This window comes from Cellulosimicrobium sp. 4261, from assembly GCF_040546915.1.
GTDB lineage: Bacteria > Actinomycetota > Actinomycetes > Actinomycetales > Cellulomonadaceae > Cellulosimicrobium > Cellulosimicrobium cinnabarinum.
In genome coordinates, this window is sequence record NZ_JBEPOQ010000010.1 from 1 (window position 1) to 21,262 (window position 21,262).

Here is a 21,262-nt window from a genome sequence, read left to right on the forward strand (position 1 = left end):
GCGGGGGGGCTGGGGCGGCCCCCCCGGGGTGGGGCGGGTGGGCGGCGCCGGGCCCGGGCGGGGGGGGGGGGGGCCCCCGGTGCGCCGGGGGGGCCCCCCCCCCCCCCCCCCCCCCCCCGGGACCGCTCCTCTACCTCGCGAGGAGGGCTTAGTGGAACTGGGCGGTCTCGGTGGACCCGGCGAGCGCGAGGGTGGCGGCGTCGGGGTTGAGAGCCGTGGCGACCCGGTCGAAGTAGCCGGTGCCGACCTCCCGCTGGTGACGGGTGGCGGTGTAGCCGTCGGCCTCGGAGGCGAACTCGGCCTCCTGCAGCTCGACGTAGGCGGACATCGCGCGCTCGTTGTACCCGCGCGCGAGCTCGAACATGGAGTGCGAGACGGCGTGGAAGCCGGCCAGCGTGATGAACTGGAACGCGTAGCCCATCGCGGCGAGCTCCTTCTGGAAGCTCGCGATCTGGGCGTCGTCGAGGTGCTTCTTCCAGTTGAACGACGGCGAGCAGTTGTAGGCGAGCTTCTTGCCCGGGTGCTGCGCGTGGATCGCCTCGGCGAACGTCCGCGCGAGCTCGAGGTCGGGCTCGCCCGTCTCGACCCAGATGAGGTCGGAGTACGGTGCGTACGCGAGGCCGCGCGCGACGACCGCGTCGAAGCCGGGGCGCACCCGGTAGAAGCCCTCGGACGTGCGCTCGCCGGTGAGGAACGGCTGGTCGCGCTCGTCGACGTCGGACGTGAGGAGGTCCGCGGCGAGCGCGTCCGTGCGGGCGATGACGATCGACGGCACGCCCGCGACGTCGGCCGCGAGACGCGCGGCGTTGAGCGTGCGGATGTGCTGGCTCGTCGGCACGAGCACCTTGCCGCCGAGGTGGCCGCACTTCTTCTCGGACGCGAGCTGGTCCTCCCAGTGCACGCCCGCCGCACCGGCGGCGATCATCGAGTGCATGAGCTCGTAGGCGTTGAGCGGACCGCCGAAGCCGGCCTCGGCGTCGGCGACGATCGGCGCGAGCCAGTCGCGGTCGGGCCCCTGCCCGTCCGACCCCGCGCGCTCGGCCGCCTCGATCTGGTCCGCGCGCAGGAGCGCGTTGTTGATGCGACGCACGACGGCGGGCACGGAGTTGGCGGGGTAGAGCGACTGGTCGGGGTAGGTCTGGCCGGACAGGTTGGCGTCGGCCGCGACCTGCCACCCGGACAGGTAGATCGCCTTGAGGCCCGCGCGGACCTGCTGCACGGCCTGGTTGCCGGTGAACGCGCCGAGCGCGGCGACCCACTCCTCGGTGTGGAGGAGGTCCCACAGCGTCTCGGCGCCGCGGCGGGCGAGCGTGTGCTCCTCGCGCACGGAGCCGCGCAGCGCGACCACGTCCTCGGCGGTGTAGTCGCGCTGGAGGCCGGCCCAGCGCGGGTCGGTCGCCCACTGCTCGGCGAGGTCGGCGGCGCTCTGCGTCTGGTCGCCCGGACGGGCGGACGGGCGCGCGGTGCCGCCGGGGGTCGGGGCGGTGCCGGGGCCGGTGACCGTCGCCGTCGTCGCGACGGCGCCGAGCGGGCGGGCGCCGCCCGCGTACTCGGACGGGGAGCGGCGGCTGACGATGGTGGGCCTGTTCACGGGTGCCTCCTGGTGGTGCGCCGGCCCGCGTGGCGCGGGCCGGCCGGGCCGGTCGGTGGACCTCGGCGAGGTCCGTGCTTCGACCTTCCTCCCGCCGGCAAGCCCTTCTCAAGCCCTATCACGCGAAAGAATCGCGGTTCTTCTCTTGTGCGCAAGGAGTGGCGCGTGTCACTCTCAGTCATGGCTATCCCGACGACGCGACCGGCCGGAATCGCGGAACATGCGGAAATCCCGCTCGAGAGCGAGCCCGACGCGCTGACGATCGGCCGCAGGATCCGGCACCTGCGCACCGCGCGCGGCATGACGCTCGACGAGCTCGGCGCCGCGATCGGCCGTGCGCCGTCGCAGGTGTCCCTCCTCGAGAACGGCAAGCGCGAGCCGAAGTTCGGCCAGCTCCAGGCCGTGGCGCGCGCGCTCGGCGCGAGCCTCGACGACCTGCTCTCGCCGGAGGCGCCGTCGCGCCGGGACGCGCTCGAGATCGAGCTGGAGCGCGCGCAGCGCGGCCCGCTCTTCGACGCGCTCGGGCTGCGTCCCGTGCGGGTGGGGAAGTCGCTGCCCACCGACGCGCTCGAGACCATCGTCGCGCTCGAGCGCGAGCTCCAGCGCCTGCACACCGAGCGTGCCGCGACGCCCGAGGAGGCGCGCCGCGCGAACGCCGAGCTGCGCGCGACCATGCGCGCGCAGGACAACTACTTCCCTGAGCTCGAGGACGCGGCGGCCGGGCTGCTCGACGGCGTCGGGCACGCGGGCGGGCCGATGCCCCAGCGCGTCGCGGCCGACCTCGCCGCCCACCTCGGCTTCACGCTGCACTACGTCGGCGACCTGCCGCACTCCACCCGGTCCGTGCTCGACCTGCGCCACCGCCGCGTGTACCTGCCGAGCAACGGGATGCGCGGGCGGTCCAACGCGACGTCGGCGCTGCTCCAGGCGCTCGCGCCGCACGTGCTCGGGCACGCGGAGCCGCGCGACTACCGCGAGTTCCTCCGCCAGCGCGTCGAGGCGAACTACCTCGCCGCGGCGCTCCTGCTGCCGGAGCGGCACGCGGTCAAGGCCCTGCGCGCCGCGAAGGACGCGCGCGAGATCTCGATCGAGGACCTCCGGGACGCGTTCGCGGTGTCCTACGAGACCGCCGCGCACCGGTTCACCAACCTCGCGTCCAAGCACCTCGGGATCCCGGTGCACTTCATGAAGGTGCACGAGTCCGGGGTGATCCACAAGGCGTACGAGAACGACGGCGTGCGCTTCCCCGCCGACCCGCTCGGCGCGGTGGAGGGGCAGTACGTGTGCCGGAGCTGGACCGCGCGCACCGTGTTCGCCGTCGAGGACCGGCTCAGCCCGTTCAGCCAGTACACGGACACCCCGAGCGGCACCTACTGGTGCACGTCGCGCGTGCAGGCGTCGGCCGACGGCGAGTTCTCCGTGAGCGTCGGCGTCCCGTTCGCGCACGTCAAGTGGTTCCTCGGGCGCGACACGACCGAGCGGCTCGTGTCCCGCTGCCCCGACGGCGCGTGCTGCCGCCGCCCGCCGGACGCCCTCGCCGACCGCTGGGCCGGCCACGCGTGGCCGAGCGCCCGCCCGCACGCGTCGATGCTCGCCGCGATGCCGACCGGCGCGTTCCCTGGCGTCGACCAGACCGAGGTCTTCTCGTTCCTCGAGGCCCACGCGCCGGGTTAGCCGGCCCGTGCCTGCCCCCGCGGTCCCCACCGCCCGCGCGGTCCGCGCGAGCCGCGTGCGCCATGACGGCGGACGCCGGACGACGGTCAGCCGATCGAGCCGCCCTCGACGGGCGCGACCATCGCGTCCTTGAGGCGCGCGGTGTCGGCGTCGTTCCAGCCGTCGGGCGCGTGCAGCGCGGCGAAGCCGTCGGCGTACTCGAGCTGGTAGACGTGCCCGTGGCCCGGCGGGATGTCGGACGCCGCCGCGACGAACAGGTCGCCCGTGAGCTGCCAGAACGTGACGAACGGGTACCAGCGCACGTCGCCGAGCACGTCGGGCCCGCGCGGCTCGCGGAGCCAGTCGGGCTCGGACCACAGCGTCTCGGGACCCCACCAGGTCACGCCGTCGGACGCGTGCTGGAGGTACACGACGCGGGGCTCGTCCCAGCGCGGGCCGGGGCCCCAGAGGTCCGCGACGCCGGTCGCGACCGGGTCGCCCCAGCGGACCTGGCGGCCGTCGTCCACCACGGGGGCGTACTCGAGCGAACCGGGGTCGCGCGCGTCGGTGAGCTCGCGCCACATCGGCGTGAAGCCCGGCGTCCCGGTGAACATCGCGCCGTCGGACCGCGCCTCGACGTCCTGCACGCCGCTGAACGCGCCCTGCATGCCGAACGACCCGAGCGAGATGCCGAACGCGAGCAGGCGCGGGCGGTCGTCCGTGGGCAGGTCGGACCAGCGCGCGTACACGGCCTCGAACAGCGCCTTGCCCGCGGCGGGCGGGGTCGAGCGATCGCCGACGAAGCTGATCCAGCTCGGCAGGTACGAGTACTGCATGCTCGCGATCGCGGTGTCGCCGCCGTGCATGAGCTCGAGCGCCTCGATCATCCCGGGGTCCACCCAGCCGGTCCCGGTCGTCGTGGCGACGACGAGGACGGACCGGCCCCACGCGTCCGTCCGGTCGAGCTCGTCGACGACGCGGGCCGCGGTCGCGTCGAGGTCGCCCTCGGGGTCGAGACCCGCGTACGCGTGGATCGGCTCGCGCACGGCCGCGGGGTCGACGACGTCGCCCGCCGCCGCGAACGCGCGCAGCTCGTCGAGGGTCGGGCCGGAGACGACGAACTTGCGCCCCTCCGCGCCGAGCGACTCCCAGGACTCGAGGGACTCGGGCGAGCCGGACCGCTCGGGGAGCGTCGGGGGCGTGAGCCGGGGGCTGATCTCGGCGTTCGCCGCCGCGTAGACCGAGTTGAGCGCGCTCAGGGTGCCGGACCAGATGACGCCGTTGAACAGGAGCACCACGACGACGGCGACGGCGACGCCGCTGACGAACCGCGCCACGGGGGCGGGCACGACCTTGCCGACGAGGACGCTCAGCCACCGGGCGACGCGGCGCAGACCCCGGCCCGCCTGCAGCACGAGCAGCGCGACGGCGAGCGCCGCGAGCAGCGTGACGATCTCGCGCCCGGGGACGTCCTCCGACATGCCGAACAGGTGCCGCAGCTCGATCTGGCGTCGCGCCCCGAGGATCAACGACAGCGGCACGAGCACGACGGTCGCCCCGGCGAGCACCCACCACGCGATCCGGCTCGCGCGCGCGGTCCACCGGATCCGCAGCCCGACCTTCACGGCGAACCACTCGACGAGCGCGCCGACGGCGTACCCGCCGACGGCGCTGACACCCGAGATCACGGCCTGGTAGTACCAGGCGCGCGGGATGAGCGACGGCGTGAACGACAGGCAGAACCAGGCGAGCGCGACCACGAGCCCGGTCGCGGAGAACCGCCGGAGCCACCGCCCCCACACGCCGTGCCGGGGGCGCTCCTCGTCGACGGGCTCGGGGGCGCGGGTCTCCGTCGTGGTGGGCTGCACGTCGCGATCGTAGGCGCGGCGCCCCGAACCGTCCCCTCGAACGGTCGGGGCGCCGTCGGCCCACCGGACAGGGCGAGCCCTACGCCTCGAGGAGCAGCGCCTCGCCCTGGCCCCCGCCGCCGCACAGCCCGACGGCGACGCGCCCGCCCCCGCGGCGCGCGAGCTCGTGCGCCGCGTGGACGGCGAGGCGGGCGCCGGACGCACCGATGGGGTGGCCGAGCGAGATGCCGCCGCCGTGCACGTTGACGAGGTCGGGCGAGACGCCGAGCACGCGCGTGGAGACCGCGACGACGGTCGCGAAGGCCTCGTTGATCTCGACGAGGTCGAGGTCGTCGACCGTCCACCCGGCCCGGTCGAGGGCCTGCTGGATCGCACGGGCGGGCTGGGAGTGCAGGGACGTGTCCGGGCCGGCGACCTGGCCCCAGGTCCGCACGGTCGCGAGCACCGGCGCGCCCGCGGACTCGGCCCGGGCGCGGGTCGTGAGGACGAGCGCGGCCGCGCCGTCGGAGATCTGCGACGCGTTGCCCGCGGTGATGGTGCCCTCGGGGTCGAACGCGGGGCGCAGGCGCGCGAGGCCCTCGACGGTCGTGTCGGGGCGCACGCCCTCGTCGTCGCGCACCTCGACCGGCTCGCCCCGGCGCTGGGGGACGCTCACGGGGGCGAGCTCGGCGTCGAACAGGCCGTCCTTCGCCGCAGCGGCGGCGCGCTGGTGCGAGGCCGCCGCGACGGCGTCCTGCTCCGCGCGCGAGACGAACACGTCGCCCACGTTGGTGCGCTCGGTCGAGACGCCCATGGAGGTGTGGTCGAACGCGTCGGTGAGCCCGTCCCGCGCGACGGCGTCGACGAGCGTCGCGTCGCCGAACGCGAACCCGGCGCGCGACCCGGGGAGCAGGTGCGGCGCGTTGGTCATGGACTCCTGGCCGCCGACGAGCACGACCTCCGCCTCGCCGGAGCGGATCATCCGGGCCCCGTCGATGACGGCGGTGAGCCCCGAGAGGCACACCTTGTTCACGGTCGCGGCGGGCACGTCCCAGCCCACGCCCGCGGCGGCGGCCGTCTGGCGCGCGGGGTTCTGGCCCGCCCCGGCCTGGAGCACCTGGCCGAGCACGACGGCGTCGACGGCGTCGGCGCCGAGGCCCGAGCGCTCGATGGCGGCGCGCGCGGCGACGGCGCCGAGCTCGACCGCGGTGAGCGCGGCGAGCGAGCCCTTGAGCCGCCCCTGGGGCGTGCGGGCTGCGGCGACGACCACGACGTCGTCAGGGGAGTGGGGGGTGGTGGTGCTCACGGCTGGACCTCCAGGGGTGCGGACGGCGTCGTCAGCGCGGACGCCGGGGGTGTGGCGTCCGCTCGTGCGGCGGCCTCGTCGACCAGCCCGAGCAGGAGCCCGAGGAACACGTCCGGCTCCTCGAGGTGGGGGCTGTGCCCGACGCCGGGCCGCACCTCCTCACGGTACCGCCCGCCCGCGGCCGCGTAGGCGTCGAGGACGGCGCGGGTCTGGGCGACCATCGGCTGGGGCGGGTGCGTGCCGGCGCCCGGCCACCCGGGCACCGCCCCGAGCGCGCCGAGGTGCGCGAGGTCGAACAGCGACGTGTCCGAGACGATCGCGTCGGCGTCGCCGCGCACCCACAGCACGGTCGCCGTCGCGCCGGACGTCGCGAAGCCGGACAGGTCGCAGTACCGCGCGCTGATCGCGTTGTTCATCCCGCGCGTCCCGGGCGCCACGCCGGGCCACGTGCCCGACGCCGTCCGGTCGCCCGGGTAGTTGTCGTCGCCCGTGCGCGTGGAGAGCACGGAGTCGAGCAGGAGCTCCTCCAGGGCGCCGAGCGGCTCGCCGAGCGACGCCGGGTCGGCGACGTAGAACCGGCGCAGCACGTCGCGGGGCGACCCGGCGTCCTCGCTGCGGTCGCCGGCGGCGAGCGCCGCGACGAACGCCGGGTTCGCCGTCCCGCCGCCCGAGCCCGCGAAGTCCGGGGAGAGCGGCGCTCCGTCGACGTCGCGCGTGCCGCCGAACCCGTACGGCGACATGGGCGCCTCGAGCAGGATCGCGTCGAACAGGTCGGGCCGGTCGGTCGCGAGCTGCAGCACGACGCCCGCGCCCGCGGAGTGCGCGACGGCGACGAGCGGGCGCGCGAGGTCGAGCGCGTCGAGGACGGCCGCGACGTCGTCGGCGAAGTCCCGCACGCCGCGCGTCGCGTCGACGGGGCGGACCTCGGCGTCGCCGTACCCCCGGAGGTCGACGGCGACGCCGCGCACGTCGCTCGGCAGCGTGCGCAGCAGCGGGTCGAAGAACGCCGACGACGAGCAGTTGCCGTGCACGAGCAGGACCGTCGCGCGCGCCGCGCCGTCGGCGGCGACCTCGCGCACGTGCTCGCGCCCGCGCGGGGTCGGGACGTCGCGGCGCAGCACCTCGCGGCGCAGCACCCCGCGCGTCACGACGGCGTCCCGGCGGCCTGCGTGGACGGTCCCGGGCCGGCGTCGGTGACGTCGAGCGGGGCGTCGTCGAGCGCGACGGCGAGGTCGGGCTCGGTCGCGGCGCGCACGTCGTCGACGCTCACGCCGGGCGCGGTCTCGCGCAGCACGAGCCCGTCGGGCGTCACGTCGATGACGGCGAGGTCGGTGATGACGCGGTGCACGACCCCGCGCCCGGTGAGGGGGAGCGAGCACGAGCGCAGGATCTTGGGCGACCCGTCGCGCGCCACGTGCTCCATGAGCACGATCACGCGCGCGGCCCCGTGCACGAGGTCCATCGCGCCGCCGGGACCCTTGACCATCTTGCCGGGGATCATCCAGTTGGCGAGGTCGCCCGTCTCGGAGACCTGCATGCCGCCGAGGATCGCGGCGTCGATCTTGCCGCCGCGGATCATGCCGAAGCTCAGCGCCGAGTCGAAGAACGCGGCGCCCGGCAGGACGGTGACGGTCTCCTTGCCGGCGTTGATGAGGTCGGGGTCGACGGCGTCCTCGGTCGGGTACGGCCCGACGCCGAGGATCCCGTTCTCCGACTGCAGCACGAGGTGCTTGTCCTCCGGCACGTAGTTCGGCACGAGCGTCGGCAGGCCGATGCCGAGGTTGACGTACCAGCCGTCGTGGAGCTCGCGCGCGGCGCGCGCGGCCATCTCGTCACGGGTGAGCGGCACGGCTCAGCCCTCCTTCACGCTGGTCGCGGTGCCCGACGGCGCGGGCCGGTCGGTGGCGGCGGCCGACCGCACGGTGCGGCGCTCGATCCGCTTGGGGACGTCGGTGCCGACCTCGACGACGCGGTGCACGAACACGCCGGGCAGGTGCACGGCGTCGGGGTCGATCTCGCCGGGCTCGACGAGCTCCTCGACCTGCGCGACGCACACGCGGCCCGCCATCGCGGCGAGCGGGGAGAAGTTGCGGGCCGACCGGTGGAACACGAGGTTGCCGTGCCGGTCGCCGCGCAGGGCGTGCACGAGCGCGAAGTCCGTGGTGATCGCGTCCTCGAGCACGAACTCGGCCTCGTCGGCGAACGCGCCGTCGCGACCGCGCGGCCCGACGCCGAACGTGCGCACCTCCTTGGGCGCGCTCGCCTGCGCGACGCCGCCCGCGCCGTCGTACCGCTGGGGGAGGCCGCCCTCGGCGACCTGCGTGCCGACGCCCGTCCGGGTCCAGAACGCGGCGATGCCCGCGCCCCCGGCGCGCAGCTTCTCCGCGAGCGTGCCCTGCGGGGTGAGCTCCAGCTCGAGCTCGCCGGAGAGGAACTGCCGCTCGAACTCCTTGTTCTCCCCGACGTACGAGCTCGTCATCTTGCGGATGCGGCCCGCGCCGAGCAGGACGCCCAGGCCCCAGTCGTCGACGCCGCAGTTGTTGCTCACGACCCACAGGTCGCGCGTGCCCTGGGCGAGCAGCGCCTCGATGAGCGCGATCGGGTTGCCGCACAGGCCGAACCCGCCGACGGCGAGCGACGCGCCGTCGGGCACGTCCGCGACGGCCTCGGCCGCGGACGCGACCACCTTGTCCAGCCCGGTCCCTCGTGGGGACGCGATCGTGGGGCTCATGCCGTGACCTCCTCGTCACTCGCCGGTCCTGTGCCGTCGCTCGTGACGGCGGCCAGGGCCCGCAGGGTCTCGCCCGCGACGGCCTCGACGCCGGGCGGGCTCATGATGATCGTGTAGTGATTGATACCCGCTACGTCGCGGGTGCGCAGCCCCGGCAGCCGCGCGCGCCACGCGGCGAGGTGCTCGGGGGAGTAGAGGGCCTCGGGCTCGTCGAGCAGGCCGCGCGGCGCGCGCAGCAGCACGAGCGGCACGTCGAGCGGGTGGTCGCCCGCGAGCGCGTCCGCGAGCGGCCCGCCCTCGTAGAGCTCGAGCGAGTCGGCGGAGACCGCCGCGCCGGACGACGCCGGTCGCAGCGCGGGCGCCTCGCCCACGAGGTCGTAGTCGACGTACCCCGCGACGACGTCGGCCCACGGCTCCTCCCACGCGCTCGCGAAGGCGGGGTGCGCGCGCCAGAAGCCGCGGTACTCCTCGTGGTCGGCGAACGTGCGCTCGAGGCGCTCGACGGCCGGCCCGAGGAGCGCGCGCAGGACCTCGTCGTGGTCGGCGTCCGGCGGCAGGCCCGCCGGGGGCGGGAGCGGGACGCCGCCGTCGACGAGCACGAGCCGGGAGACGCGGCCGGGGTGGCGGTGCGCGAGCACGACGGACACGAACGCGCCCATGGAGTGCCCGAGCGCGACGACGCGGTCGATCCCCAGCGCGTCGAGGACGGTCGCCAGGTCGTCCGCGTGCGCGCCCATGCCGTACGGGCCGGGCAGGGCGTTGCTGCGGCCGCGCCCCCGCAGGTCGGGCGCGACGACGCGCACGCCCGGCAGCGCCGCGACGACGGCCGGCCACGCGCGGTGCGAGGCCGTGATGCCGTGCACGGCGAGGACGGTCGGGACGGCGTCGTGCGCGGGGGGCGCGCCGCCGTCGGGCCGGGCGCCGGGCTCGGGTGCGTGCGGGGCGACCGGGTCCCACACGCCGACACGCAGCCGCCCGCCCGCGACGGGGACGTCGAGCGTCGCGTAGGTGTGGGTGGCGGCGGTGACGTCGTCCGGCGCGGTCGTCGCCGCGGTCACCGGGCGCTCCAGCCGCCGTCGATCGTCCACGACGCGCCCGAGACCATCGACCCGTCCGGGCCGGTGAGCCAGCCGACGAGCGACGCGACCTCCTCCGGCTCGACGAGCCGCTTCACCGCGGACTCGGCGAGGAGCACGGTCGCGAGCACCTCGGACTCGGGGATGCCGTGCACGCGCGCCTGGTCCGCGATCTGCTTCTCGACGAGCGGCGTGCGGACGTACCCGGGGTTGACGCACACGCTCGTCACGCCGTGCGGGCCACCTTCGAGCGCCGTCACCTTGGACAGGCCCTCCAGGCCGTGCTTCGCCGACACGTACGCCGACTTGAACGGCGACGCGACGAGGCCGTGCACGGACGAGACGTTGACGACGCGCCCGAACCCGCGCGCGTACATGCCCGGGAGCGCAGCCCGGACCAGCAGGAACGGCGCCTCGAGCATGATCGCGTGCAGCAGCCGGAAGTCGTCGGGTCGGAACTCCTCGATGGGGCTCACACGCTGCACGCCCGCGTTGTTGACGAGCACGTCGACGTCGAGCGTCAGGTCGTCGAGCGCGCGCGTGTCGGCGAGGTCGACGACCCACGCCTCGCCGCCGAGCTCGTCCGCGAGGCGCTTCGCGCCGTCGGGGTCGACGTCCGCGACGGTCACGTGCGCGCCGCGCGCGGCGAGCTCGCGCGCGCAGGCGGCGCCGATGCCGCTCGCGCCGCCCGTGACGAGCGCGCGGCGCCCGGCGAGCGTCGGGGCGGTGCCGGGGAGCGGTGCGGGGACGGTCATCGCGCGTCTCCTTCGGTGTCGGTCGTGGTGGCGGGTCCGCTCCCGGCCGAGGAAGCGGGCCGGGGCGCGGCGAGCGCGCGCTCGATGAACTGCATGGTCTGCTCGAAGACGTGCGGGGGGACCTCGGCGGCCGCGGTGTCGTACGACGGCGGCTCGGCGCCCTCGTCCCAGCGCCCGCCCCACAGGACCCAGCGCATCCCGACGATCTCGCCGATGCCCATGAGCGCCCACGCGGCGACCTCCGGGTCGACGTCGTGGCCGACCTCGCCGTTCGCGCGCGCCTTGTCGAGCCCGGTCATGTAGCCCTCGACGATCCGCGCGTAGTGGCGGCGCAGCGCTCCGGGCGAGACGAACTCGGCCTGCCGCACGATGCGGTAGAGCGCCGGGTGCTCGGCGGTGAAGCGGAAGAACGCCTCGAACCCCGCGCGCTCGGCGGCGAGCCGGGTGCCCGCCTGCGAGCTCGCCTCGATCATCGCGTGCCGCACGCGGCGGTTGAGGTCGTCGACGAGCTCGTCGAACACGTCGATCTTCGACTCGAAGTACAGGTAGAACGTGCCCTGCCCGACGCCCGCGGACTCGGTGATCTTCACGATCGACGCGTCGTGGTACCCGACCTCGGCGAACACCTGCTCGGCCGCGGCGAGGATCTTCGCCCGGGTGCGGTTGCCGCGGGCGGTGCGGGGCTGGGTGCTCATGAGTCCTCCGGGACGGTCGCGCGCTCGGCGAGCGAGCGGCGCGACACCTTGTGCAGCGACGTGCGGGGCAGGGACGGGACGAGGTCGAAGCGGCGCGGGACCTTGAAGTGCGCGAGCTCGCGGCGGCAGAACGCCTCCAGCTCCTCGGCGTCGGTGGGGTGGCCGGCGCGCGGGACGACGAACGCCGCCCCGACCTCGCCCCACCGGTCGTCGGGGACGCCCACCACCGCGACGTCCGCCACCGCGGGGTGGCGGCGCAGCACGGTCTCCACCTCCGACGGCGTGACGTTCTCGCCGCCCACGATGAAGACGTCCTTGAGGCGGTCGACCACGCGGTAGCACCCGTCGGCGTCGCGCTCGACGAGGTCGCCGGTGCGCAGCCAGCCGTCGCGCAGGACGGCGGCCGTGGCGGCCTCGTCGCGGAAGTACCCGGCGAACACCCCCGGCCCGCGGACCAGCAGCTCGCCCGCCGTGGGCCCGTCGAGGTGGCGTCCGGTCACCGGGTCGGCGACGGCGACCTCGACGTGCGGGTACGGCGTGCCGGCGGAGCCGCTGCGCTCGCGGGCCTGGTCGTCGGGCAGGCACAGCACGTTGGGCCCCGCCTCCGTGAGCCCGTAGCCCTGCGAGAGCGCGACGCCGCGGCGGTGCCACGTGCGCAGCAGCGGCTCCGGCATGGGCGCGCCGCCCACGACGGCGTGCCGCAGCGACGACAGGTCGGCGTCCGCGAAGCCGGGGTGCTCGGCGAGGAGCAGGTAGTTCGTCGGGACGCCCATCATCGTCGTGACACGACGCTCGGCGACGAGCTGCAGCACGCGCTCGGGCTCGAACGTGCGCTCCAGGACGACGGTCGCGCCGGTCCACCACGCGAGCAGCGGCTGGATGTTCCACCCGCCCGCGTGGAACTGCGGCAGCACGCTCAGCACGACGTCGTGGCTCGTCAGCTCGACCGTGCGCGAGAGCGAGAGGTTCGTCCAGAAGCAGTTCGCGTGCGTGAGCAGCGCGCCCTTGGGCGTGCCCTGCGTGCCGGACGTGAACACGAGGAGCAGCGGGTCGTCGTCGCGCACGGGCCGGCGCTCCGGCGCGGGACCCTGCCGCGACGGCGGCGGGACGTGCGCCTCGACGCCGCTGCGCCCGAGCTCCGCCCGCCGGGGCGGGCGGCCGAGCCGCTCCGCGTCGAGCCGGCGCAGCGGGTCGAGCCGGTCGAACGCCGCGTCCGCGAGGCCGGAGAACTCCTGCTCCACGAGCACGAGCGCCGGGTCGGCCTGCTCGACCTGGGCGGCGAGCTCGCCGGGCGACAGCCGCCACGACAGCGGCGCGAGCACCAGCCCGGCCTGCGCGCACGCGAAGAACAGCACGACCTGGTCGGCGCTGTTGCCCGTGACGGTCGCGACGCGGTCCCCGACGCCGTAGCCCGCCTCGCGGAACGCCGCCGCCAGGGCGCTCGCGCGCTCGTGCAGGTCGCGATAGCGCAGGGTCACGCCGCGGTCGTCGACGGCGACGCGGTCGGGCGTCGCGAGCGCGCGGTCGCGCGTCCAGCGCCCGAGGGTGTGCAGGCCGTCCTGGGCGTCCTGGTGCTGCGTCGTCATGCCACCTCCTCCAGGCGCTCGCGGGCCTCCTCCCGATCCTCCCGCGGGCGGCGGCGCGCGGCGAGGCGCGACGCGGCCCCGGCGATGCCGCCGGGCAGGAACATCACGACGAGGATGAAGAGGGTCCCGAGCAGGAACAGCGGCTCGCTGAGCGGCACGCGCAGCACGGCCGGCAGGTCCGCGACGGCCGCGGAGCTCGCGAGCGTCCCGAGCCGCTGGTCGAGGATCGTGTAGAGGACGCCGCCGACGATCGCGCCCCACCGGGACCCGACGCCGCCGAGCACGACCATGACGAGGAGCGTGAGCGTGAAGTCGGCCGACGTCGCGCGCGGCACGGCCCCCGACTGGAGCAGCAGGTACGCCATGCCGACGACGGTCGCGAGCGTCGCCGCGAGGACGAACACGAGGAGCTTGACGAGGTAGGGGCGCCCGCCGATGACGCGCACGCGCATCTCGTTCTCGCGCGTCGCCGCCGCGACGTGCCCCGCGCGCGACCGCTCGACCCACAGCACCACGAGGTAGACCACCACGAGCACGGCGAGCGCGAGCCAGTAGAGGTTGCGCGTGTTGAGCACGCCCACGAACGCGTCGGGGACGTTCCGGGTCGCGAGCGCGAGGCCCTCCTCGCCGCCGGTCGCGCCGCCGGGGTTGCGGCGCACGAGCACGTTGCCCGCCTGGGCGAACGCGAGGGTGACCATGGCGAACGAGATGCCCGTGACCCGCAGCGAGATGGCCCCGACGACGTGCGCGAGCACGATCCCACCGACGAGCACGAGCGCCGCGGCGGGCAGGAGCGGGATCTCGGTCGTGTCGAGCACGATCGCGAGCCCGTACAGCCCTGCCGCGAAGTACAGCGCGTGCCCGAAGCTCAGCAGGCCCGCGACGCCGAACAGCAGGTGGTAGCTCAGCGCGAGGGCGCCGATGAGCCAGCACATCGCCATCATCTGGAGCGCGCCGGGCGTGTACGTCGGTCCGGGCAGCACGCCCGGCACGTGGATCGCGAGCAGCGGGAGGCACGCGAGCACCGCGACGAGCGCGACGCCCGCGAGCGCGCGGACCAGCGTGCCCGACGGCGTCCGGCGGCCCGCACTCTCCGCGCGCGGTGCGTCGTCGGCGGGGGCGGCCGGGGCCGGGGGAGCGGTCTGGGTGGTCATGCGGCTGCCCTCCCGAGGAGGCCGGTGGGACGGACGAGGAGCACGAGCGCGAGCAGGAGCACGACGAGGAGGTCGCCGTAGCCGAGGTAGTAGTTCGCGAACTGCTGGAGCACCGCGACCAGCACGGACGCGACCGCCGCCCCGGTCAGGGAGCCGAGCCCCCCGATGACGGTGACGATGAACGCGAAGATGAGCAGCGACCCGCCCAGGTGCGGCGAGACGTACCCGAAGTACTGCGAGGCGAGGACCCCGCCGAGCCCCGCGGCGGCGCCGCCGACGGCGAAGACGAGCGTGAACGCCTTGCGCACGTCGATGCCGAGCGCGGTGACCATGGACCGGTTCTCGACGCCCGCCCGGATGATGAGCCCGTAGCGGGTGCGCTTGAGGAACAGCACGATCGCGCCGAGCACGAGCGCCGCGGCGGCGATCGCGACGAACCGGTCGTTGGGCACCGGCGCGCCCGCGAGGTCGGTCGTGCCCTTGAGCCACGCCGGGCCGGAGATGAACTCGGGGTCGGACCCCCACATGCCCTCGAACAGCGCGACGGACGCGAGCGAGAGGCCCACCGTGACGAGCACCTGCTCGATGTGCCGCTCGTAGAGCGGGCGGATGAGCAGGAGCTCGGTGAGGGCCGCGGCCCCCGCCCCGACGACGGCCCCGGCGAGCAGCGAGAGCGCGAACACGCCCCACGAGTCCGCGCCGAGCGAGCGCGCGACGAACCAGCCGCCGAAGGCACCGAGCGTGAGGAACGAGCCGTGCGCGAAGTTGAGGACGCCCATGAGCCCGTAGATGAGCGACAGGCCGGACGCGACGAGGAAGTACAGCGCCCCGAGGCCGAGCCCCGTGACGAGGAGGAGGACGATCGTGCTCACCGGGCCACCGCCCCTTCGGTTCCGTGGTGGTCGACCTCGGCGTGGACGCCGAGGAGCTGCTGGACACGGTCGGGGTCGTCGAGGAGCTCGCGCGCGGGGCCGGTGTGCACGACGCGGCCCGCGTCGATCACGACGACGCGCTCGGCGAGCCGCTCGATGACCTCGAGGTTCTGCTCGACGAGCAGGATCGGCACCGTGCGGGCGGCCTCCGCGAGCGCGTCCGACACCTCGCCGACGATCCGGGGTGCGAGGCCCTTGGTGGGCTCGTCGACGAGGAGCAGGCGGTTGGCGTTGAGCAGGGCGCGCGCGAGCGACACCATCTGCTGCTGACCGCCCGAGAGCGTGCCCGCGCGCTGGGCGGCGCGCTGCACGAGGTCCGGGAAGAGCTCCGCGACGAGCTCGCGGCGCGGCTGGGCGTCGCGCTCGGCGAGGCGCAGGTTCTCCGCGACGGTGAGCCCGGCGAACACCTCGCGGTCCTCGGGCACGTACCCGACGCCCCGGCGCACGATCCTGTCCGTGCGCTCGCCGTCGACGCGCTCGCCCGCGAGCAGCACCTCGCCCCGGCGCTCGATGAGGCCGAGCACGGCCTTGAGGGTGGACGTCTTGCCGACGCCGTTGCGCCCCAGCACCGCCGTGACGCCCGTGGCCGGGACGGAGAACGTCACGTCCTCGACGACCTGCTGGCCCGCGATGCGCGCCGACAGCCCGCGCACCTCGAGGACGGGCACGTCGCTCCCGCTCGCGGGGTGGGCGGTGCTCCTGCTGCTGCCGCTCATGCTGCTTCTCCTGCCGTGACGCCCAGGTAGGCGCTCTGCACCGTCGGGTCCGCCATGACGGCGTCGGGGGTGTCGCACGCGAGCAGCTCGCCGTGGTGCATGACGGCGACGCGGTCCACGAGCCCCAGGACCACGTCCATGTGGTGCTCGACCATGAGCACGGTGCAGCCGATCGCGTGCAGGTCGCGGATGACCTCGACGAGGCCGGGCACGTCGGCCGACGACACGCCGGCCATGGGCTCGTCGAGCAGCACGACGCGCGGCTCGGTCGCGAGCAGCACCGCGATCTCGAGCTTGCGCTTGTCGCCGTGGGACAGGTCGCCCGCGGCGACCTCGGCGCGGCGCACGAGCCCGACGGTCTCCAGGTGCCGGTCCGCCTCCCGCGTCGCGGCGTCGCCGCGACGCGGGAAGCGCAGCACCGACAGGGCGCCGCCGAGGCGCCCCTGCGCGGCGAGCCGCACGTTCTCCCGGACGCTCAGGCGCGGGAACAGGCTCGACGTCTGGAAGGTGCGGCCCAGGCCCGCGCGGGCGCGCGCGGCCACCGAGGTGGTCGTCACGTCCGCGCCCTCGAGGAGCACCGACCCGCTCGTCGGGCGGTGGATCCCCGAGACCAGGTTGAAGAGCGTCGTCTTGCCCGCGCCGTTCGGCCCGATCACGCCGAGCATCTCGCCCTGCCCGACGGCGAGGCTCACGCCCCGCAGGATGCGCGCGCCGCCGATCTGGAGCCCGAGGTCGCGGACCTCGAGCGCGGGGAGGGTGTGCGGCTCGCCCACGTCAGCCCGCCTCGGCCGGCGCGACGTCGTCGCCCGGCACCTCGGCGACGAGCTCGGGCACCCAGCCGTCGCCCTCGGGCACGAGCTTCACCTGGTACATCGGCTGGACCAGCGCGTGGTCGGACGCGCGGACCGTGGTCGTGCCCTTGGGGCCGTCGAAGCTCCAGCCCTCGAGCGCGTCGACCATCGCGTCGACGTCGTCGCCGCCCTCCTCGATCGCGTGGACGATCATCTGCGCGGCGACGAAGCCGTCGGGCGTGAAGAGGTCCGCCTGCTTCCCGGCCTCCTCGACGGACGCGAGCATCGCGGCCTCGACCTCGGTGCCCGCGGCGCCGGGGAAGTAGTGGTTGAGGAAGTCGACCTTGCTCGCCGCGGCGCCGTACGCGCCGTAGGTCGCGACGTCGCCGAGCCCGGTGACGACCGTGGTCGCGTCGAGGACGCCCTGCTGGTCGAGGCCCTGCCACATGGCGCCCGACGTCGCCCCGGCCCACGCGACGAACACGAGGTCGGGCGCGGCGTCGACGATCTGGTGCGCGAACGGCGTGAACTCCGTCGCGTCCTCCGGCACGAGCACGCTCGTCACCTCGGCGCCCTGCGCGCCGAGGACGGCCTCGACCGCGGCGAGGTTCCCCTGGCCGAACGCGTTGTCCTGGGCGAACACGACGACCTTCGCACCGTCCGGGTCCACGAACGTGCCGGCGGTCGCCACGTCCTGGAGCGACTGGCGCCCCGAGCGGAACGTGTAGTCGTTGATGCCCGTGAGCGCGTCGACCGCGGCCGGCCCGGAGATGTAGAGCACCTTGTTCTGCTCGGCCTGCTCGGCGAGCTTGAGCGCCACGCCGGACACGACCGTGCCGCCGAGGATCTGGTAGCCCTTGCCGATGAGGTCCTTGGCCTGGCCGACGGCCTTGTCCGGGTCGCCGCCGTCGTCGTGGAACGTCACGTTGACCGGTCGGCCGTCGACCTCGCCCGTGCCGTCGGTCGCGTAGGCGAGACCGGCCTGGAAGCCCTCGTAGTAGGCCTCCCCGTAGGCCGCGAGCGGCCCGGTCTTGGAGTAGATGATGCCGACGTCGACCGGGTCGGCGCTCGTGCTGCTCTCGCCTCCGGTGCTGCCGCCGCTCGCGTCGGTCGGCGCGCAGGCGGCGAGCGCGAGGCTCGCGGCCGCGAGCGCGGCGACGGCGAGCGCCGGCCGCTGGGACTTCTTCGTCCGCATGACTTCGCCCTTCGTTGGGTGGTCCTGAGGGGGGAGCGCCGCTCAAACATGAGAGGCGATTCAGGTTGCGGGAATCATGGATCCCCGGACGGCGCGGTGTCAACCCGCTCCCGCGCGGTCGGCGGTGGCAGCACGCTGCTCGGGCCTCGGAGACAGTTGACAGGTGATTCAGGTCACACGTAGCGTCCGGTCCGCCCGGGTCCGGCGCGCGACGGTGCGCGCCACGGCGCGTGAAGCGCCGACGGCGACCCGACCTCGACGTGGAGGTTCAGATGGTCAGGCACTCCCTCAGACAGCGCGCCCGCGCCCGCCGGAGCGCCGTCGCGCTCGCGCTCGGCGCGGCGCTCGCCGTCGTGCTCGCCCCGCTCGTCACGGCGCCGGCGACGGCCGCCGGGTCGTGGTCCCAGCGCACCGCCGGCGGCATGACGGTCGAGCTCTACCGCCCGTCGACGGCGCCCGCGCTCCCCGGCGGGCGGGCGCTCATGGTCTCCCTGCACGGGTGCGTCCAGACGTCGCAGGTGCTCAAGACCGGCGGGAACTGGACCGCGACCGCCGACGAGCACGGCATGGTCGTCGCGGTCCCCGCCGCGCCGAACGGCGGCGTCCTGCTCGGCTGCTGGGACTACTACGACACGAACCACAGCCGCACGAACCCCGCCCGGCACGACGACAACCTGCTCGACCTCGTCTCGACGCTGCTGGCGGACACGTCGCTCGGCATCGACCCGGACCAGGTCTACGTCAGCGGCCTGTCGTCCGGCGGCGGCCAGGCGATGGTCATGGGCTGCCTCGCGCCCGACGTGTTCGCGGGCGTGGGGATCGCGGCGGGGCCGACGGTCGGGACGACGTCGGGCCAGATCGGGAGCGTGGCGACGACGCTCGCCCAGGCCCGCTCCACGTGCCGGACCTTCGCCGGGTCGCGCACCGCGGACCTCGCGACCCAGGTGACGTCCGTCGTCCACGGCAGCGCCGACACGACCGTCGCGACCGGGTACGGGACGCTCAACGCCCAGGTCATGGCCGACCTCTACGGGGCCGGGGCCACGTCGTCGTTCTCGCTCGCCGGGCTCGCGGGCACGAACCGGGCGGGCACCGGGTCGCTGTGGTCCGACGCCGCGGGCCCGCGCGTCTCGCTGGTCCAGAACACCGGGCTCGCCCACGCGTGGCCCGCGGGCGGCGGCCCCGGCGGGTCCTACGTCTCGGCGAACAGCATCGACTACCCGGCCTACCTCACCGACTTCCTGTTCGCGCACAACCGGCGCGTCGACCGCGACCCGGGCCCGGGCCCCGACCCGGACGTCACGGCGCCGACGGTCGCGATCACCGCGCCCGCCGCAGGTGCCGCCGTCTCCGGGACGGTCCGCGTGGCGGTCGCGGCGTCCGACGACCGCGCGGTCGACCGCGTCGAGCTGAGCGCCGACGGCGCGGCGCTCGCGACGCTGCGCACCGCCCCGTACGGGTTCGACTGGGGCACGACGGCGCTCGCGCCCGGCTCCCACGTGCTCACGGCCCGCGCGGTCGACGCGGCGGGGAACGCGTCGACGGCGCAGGTCACGGTGACGGTCCAGGCGCCGACCGGGCCGTGGTGCGGCACCGCGACGAACGCGCAGCACCGGGCCGCGGGGCGCGCGATCTCCTACGGCGTGCACCCCTACAACCCGTACTACGCGGTGGGCTCGCTCGCGTACCTCGGGCAGGGCGACGCGACGGTCACGACGCTGCGCGAGGCCGCGCCCGGCCGGTTCGAGGTCGCCGCCGCCTGCTGAGCAGGGCGGGCCCGCTCGGGCTAGTGCTCCAGGCGGTCCTTCGGGTCACCGATGAAGTCGGTGACGTCGTCCGGGAGGTCGTCACGGTTCATGTCGTTCGAGCGGGCCCGGCGGGCGTCCCAGCGCAGCGCGAGCGCGGCCAGCACCGCGGCGATCGTGGACGCCGCGAGGATCGCGATCTTCGCGCCGTCGGTGTGCTCGGCGTCGGGGAACGACAGCTCGGCGATGAGGAGCGAGACGGTGAAGCCGATGCCCGCGAGGAACCCGACCGGCAGGAGGTCGCGCACGCCGATGCCGGCCGCGAGCCGCAGTGGCGTGAAGCGCGTGACGAGCGCCGTGACCCCGAGCACGCCCACGAGCTTGCCGACGACGAGGCCGAGGACGATGGCGAGCACGACGGGCTGCGTCAGCACCTCCCCGACGGGCGTCTCGCCGCCCACGATCGAGACGCCGGCCGCGAAGAACGCGAACACCGGCAGCGCGACGCCCTGCGACACCGGGCGGATCGTGTGCTCGAAGCGCTGCGTGCGGGACTCGCGCTCCCCGTGCACCGCGAGCGCGGGGACGGTGAAGCCGAGCAGGACGCCGGCGATCGTCGCGTGCACACCGGACTCGTGCATGAGCGCCCACGCGACCACCGCGACGGGCAGCAGGAGCCACCAGCGGGTGCGCCGCGCGCGCACGAGGACCGCGTAGAGCGCGACGGCGAGCAGCGCGAGGCCGAGGTAGCCCCATCGCAGGTCCGCGGTGTAGAAGATCGCGATGACGACGATCGCGAGCAGGTCGTCGACGACCGCGAGCGTGAGCAGGAACGTGCGGATCGCGACGGGGAGCCCGCGGCCGAACACGGCGAGCACGCCGAGCGCGAACGCGATGTCCGTCGCCGTGGGGATCGCCCACCCGTGCAGGGCGCCCGGGTCGCCCGTGGTCAGCAGCACGGCGACGAAGATCAGGGCCGGCACCGCCATGCCGCCCATCGCCGCGAGCACCGGGACGCCCGCCTGCTTCGGGTTGCGCAGGCTGCCCGCGACGAACTCCTGCTTGAGCTCGACGCCGACCACGAAGAAGAAGATCGCGAGCAGGCCGTCGGCGGCCCACGTCGACAGCGTCAGGTCGAGGTGGAGCGGCGAGGACGGGCCGACGACGGTGCTCGACAGCGTGAGGTAGGACTCGCGCCAGGGCGAGTTGGCCCAGACCAGCGCGAGCAGCGCGGCACCGATGAGGAGGGCGCCGCCGGTCGTCTCGCGGCCGACCCAGCGGCGCAGGCGCTCGCCCGGGGAGGGCGGCGTGGCGCGCGGGGTGGCCGGAGGGCCGGAGGGCAGGGCGGCGTGGGTCATCGTGCTCCCGGGGTCGCTGTCGTGTCGCACGGCCGCGTCGCGGACCGTGGCCGACCAGACTTCCCGGCACACCGCCCACGATTCTACGGGGCGTCGCGCGAGGGCGACGCCCCCTCGCGGTCGACGTGTCC

The 21,262-nt window shown here is 75.2% G+C and carries 18 protein-coding genes; 2 read left to right on the top strand and 16 right to left on the bottom strand.

Annotated elements, in window-relative coordinates:
• Positions 1 to 148: 148 nt before the first annotated feature.
• A complete protein-coding gene (gene aceA / locus ABIE39_RS13090) occupies positions 149 to 1,591 on the bottom strand; it encodes an isocitrate lyase (RefSeq protein ID WP_354052084.1) in 1,443 nt (480 codons plus the stop codon).
• A 180-nt stretch (positions 1,592 to 1,771) separates the two neighbouring features.
• Between aceA and ABIE39_RS13095 the strand changes: the two genes are divergently transcribed.
• The gene (locus ABIE39_RS13095; RefSeq protein WP_354052173.1) at positions 1,772 to 3,265 is read left to right on the top strand and encodes a helix-turn-helix domain-containing protein; all 1,494 of its coding nucleotides are present in this window, start codon (positions 1,772 to 1,774) and stop codon (positions 3,263 to 3,265) included.
• Positions 3,266 to 3,351: 86 nt separating this feature from the next.
• Here ABIE39_RS13095 and ABIE39_RS13100 read toward each other — a convergent pair whose 3' ends face one another.
• The 14 genes from ABIE39_RS13100 to ABIE39_RS13165 all read right to left on the bottom strand — a co-directional run bounded on the left by ABIE39_RS13100 (position 3,352) and on the right by ABIE39_RS13165 (position 18,028).
• Positions 3,352 to 5,112 (bottom strand): alpha/beta hydrolase, encoded by a 1,761-nt coding sequence (locus tag ABIE39_RS13100; protein WP_354052086.1) that lies wholly within the window; start codon positions 5,110 to 5,112, stop codon positions 3,352 to 3,354.
• 79 nt (positions 5,113 to 5,191) lie between these two features.
• A complete protein-coding gene (locus ABIE39_RS13105; protein WP_354052088.1) occupies positions 5,192 to 6,397 on the bottom strand; it encodes an acetyl-CoA C-acyltransferase in 1,206 nt (401 codons plus the stop codon).
• A complete protein-coding gene (locus ABIE39_RS13110; RefSeq protein ID WP_354052090.1) occupies positions 6,394 to 7,545 on the bottom strand; it encodes an alpha/beta fold hydrolase in 1,152 nt (383 codons plus the stop codon). The genes ABIE39_RS13105 and ABIE39_RS13110 overlap by 4 nt, the downstream gene beginning before the upstream one ends.
• Positions 7,542 to 8,246, bottom strand: coding sequence for a CoA transferase subunit B (locus ABIE39_RS13115; RefSeq protein WP_342779533.1), 705 nt, complete (start codon positions 8,244 to 8,246; stop codon positions 7,542 to 7,544). The genes ABIE39_RS13110 and ABIE39_RS13115 overlap by 4 nt, the downstream gene beginning before the upstream one ends.
• Before the next feature lie 3 nt (positions 8,247 to 8,249).
• The gene (locus ABIE39_RS13120; protein WP_175007979.1) at positions 8,250 to 9,128 is read right to left on the bottom strand and encodes a 3-oxoacid CoA-transferase subunit A; all 879 of its coding nucleotides are present in this window, start codon (positions 9,126 to 9,128) and stop codon (positions 8,250 to 8,252) included.
• Positions 9,125 to 10,216 carry an alpha/beta fold hydrolase gene (locus tag ABIE39_RS13125; protein WP_354052092.1) on the bottom strand — a complete coding sequence of 364 codons (1,092 nt, stop codon included), beginning with the start codon at positions 10,214 to 10,216 and terminating at the stop codon, positions 9,125 to 9,127. The genes ABIE39_RS13120 and ABIE39_RS13125 overlap by 4 nt, the downstream gene beginning before the upstream one ends.
• The gene (locus ABIE39_RS13130) at positions 10,183 to 10,959 is read right to left on the bottom strand and encodes a 3-hydroxybutyrate dehydrogenase (RefSeq protein WP_175007981.1); all 777 of its coding nucleotides are present in this window, start codon (positions 10,957 to 10,959) and stop codon (positions 10,183 to 10,185) included. Before ABIE39_RS13130 ends, ABIE39_RS13125 begins: the two co-directional genes overlap by 34 nt.
• A complete protein-coding gene (locus ABIE39_RS13135) occupies positions 10,956 to 11,654 on the bottom strand; it encodes a TetR/AcrR family transcriptional regulator (protein WP_209827302.1) in 699 nt (232 codons plus the stop codon). The genes ABIE39_RS13130 and ABIE39_RS13135 overlap by 4 nt, the downstream gene beginning before the upstream one ends.
• On the bottom strand, positions 11,651 to 13,240 hold the full coding sequence (locus ABIE39_RS13140; RefSeq protein WP_175007983.1) for an AMP-binding protein: 1,590 nt from the start codon (positions 13,238 to 13,240) through the stop codon (positions 11,651 to 11,653). The genes ABIE39_RS13135 and ABIE39_RS13140 overlap by 4 nt, the downstream gene beginning before the upstream one ends.
• On the bottom strand, positions 13,237 to 14,394 hold the full coding sequence (locus ABIE39_RS13145; protein ID WP_083385284.1) for a branched-chain amino acid ABC transporter permease: 1,158 nt from the start codon (positions 14,392 to 14,394) through the stop codon (positions 13,237 to 13,239). The genes ABIE39_RS13140 and ABIE39_RS13145 overlap by 4 nt, the downstream gene beginning before the upstream one ends.
• Complete coding sequence (locus tag ABIE39_RS13150; RefSeq protein ID WP_209827304.1) at positions 14,391 to 15,266, bottom strand: branched-chain amino acid ABC transporter permease; 876 nt, start codon at positions 15,264 to 15,266, stop codon at positions 14,391 to 14,393. Before ABIE39_RS13150 ends, ABIE39_RS13145 begins: the two co-directional genes overlap by 4 nt.
• Positions 15,263 to 16,042, bottom strand: coding sequence for an ATP-binding cassette domain-containing protein (locus tag ABIE39_RS13155; RefSeq protein WP_175007985.1), 780 nt, complete (start codon positions 16,040 to 16,042; stop codon positions 15,263 to 15,265). Before ABIE39_RS13155 ends, ABIE39_RS13150 begins: the two co-directional genes overlap by 4 nt.
• Complete coding sequence (locus tag ABIE39_RS13160; RefSeq protein WP_209827306.1) at positions 16,039 to 16,815, bottom strand: ABC transporter ATP-binding protein; 777 nt, start codon at positions 16,813 to 16,815, stop codon at positions 16,039 to 16,041. Before ABIE39_RS13160 ends, ABIE39_RS13155 begins: the two co-directional genes overlap by 4 nt.
• Before the next feature lies 1 nt (position 16,816).
• Positions 16,817 to 18,028 carry an ABC transporter substrate-binding protein gene (locus tag ABIE39_RS13165; protein WP_175007987.1) on the bottom strand — a complete coding sequence of 404 codons (1,212 nt, stop codon included), beginning with the start codon at positions 18,026 to 18,028 and terminating at the stop codon, positions 16,817 to 16,819.
• A gap of 272 nt (positions 18,029 to 18,300) precedes the next feature.
• On the opposite strand from ABIE39_RS13165, the gene ABIE39_RS13170 reads away from it, so the two are divergent.
• Positions 18,301 to 19,794, top strand: a complete 1,494-nt coding sequence (locus ABIE39_RS13170) for an extracellular catalytic domain type 1 short-chain-length polyhydroxyalkanoate depolymerase (RefSeq protein ID WP_209827308.1) — start codon at positions 18,301 to 18,303, stop codon at positions 19,792 to 19,794.
• A gap of 20 nt (positions 19,795 to 19,814) precedes the next feature.
• Here ABIE39_RS13170 and nhaA read toward each other — a convergent pair whose 3' ends face one another.
• Positions 19,815 to 21,131 carry a Na+/H+ antiporter NhaA gene (nhaA, locus tag ABIE39_RS13175; RefSeq protein ID WP_209827309.1) on the bottom strand — a complete coding sequence of 439 codons (1,317 nt, stop codon included), beginning with the start codon at positions 21,129 to 21,131 and terminating at the stop codon, positions 19,815 to 19,817.
• Positions 21,132 to 21,262 lie beyond the last annotated feature (131 nt).

Coding starts and splice junctions, on each gene's coding strand:
- ABIE39_RS13095 (WP_354052173.1), top strand. CDS start 1,772: ATGGCTATCCCGACGACGCGACCGGCCGGAATCGCGGAACATGCGGAA.
- ABIE39_RS13120 (WP_175007979.1), bottom strand. CDS start 9,128: ATGAGCCCCACGATCGCGTCCCCACGAGGGACCGGGCTGGACAAGGTG.
- ABIE39_RS13130 (WP_175007981.1), bottom strand. CDS start 10,959: ATGACCGTCCCCGCACCGCTCCCCGGCACCGCCCCGACGCTCGCCGGG.
- ABIE39_RS13135 (WP_209827302.1), bottom strand. CDS start 11,654: ATGAGCACCCAGCCCCGCACCGCCCGCGGCAACCGCACCCGGGCGAAG.
- ABIE39_RS13140 (WP_175007983.1), bottom strand. CDS start 13,240: ATGACGACGCAGCACCAGGACGCCCAGGACGGCCTGCACACCCTCGGG.
- ABIE39_RS13145 (WP_083385284.1), bottom strand. CDS start 14,394: ATGACCACCCAGACCGCTCCCCCGGCCCCGGCCGCCCCCGCCGACGAC.
- ABIE39_RS13155 (WP_175007985.1), bottom strand. CDS start 16,042: ATGAGCGGCAGCAGCAGGAGCACCGCCCACCCCGCGAGCGGGAGCGAC.
- ABIE39_RS13165 (WP_175007987.1), bottom strand. CDS start 18,028: ATGCGGACGAAGAAGTCCCAGCGGCCGGCGCTCGCCGTCGCCGCGCTC.
- ABIE39_RS13170 (WP_209827308.1), top strand. CDS start 18,301: ATGGTCAGGCACTCCCTCAGACAGCGCGCCCGCGCCCGCCGGAGCGCC.
- nhaA (WP_209827309.1), bottom strand. CDS start 21,131: ATGACCCACGCCGCCCTGCCCTCCGGCCCTCCGGCCACCCCGCGCGCC.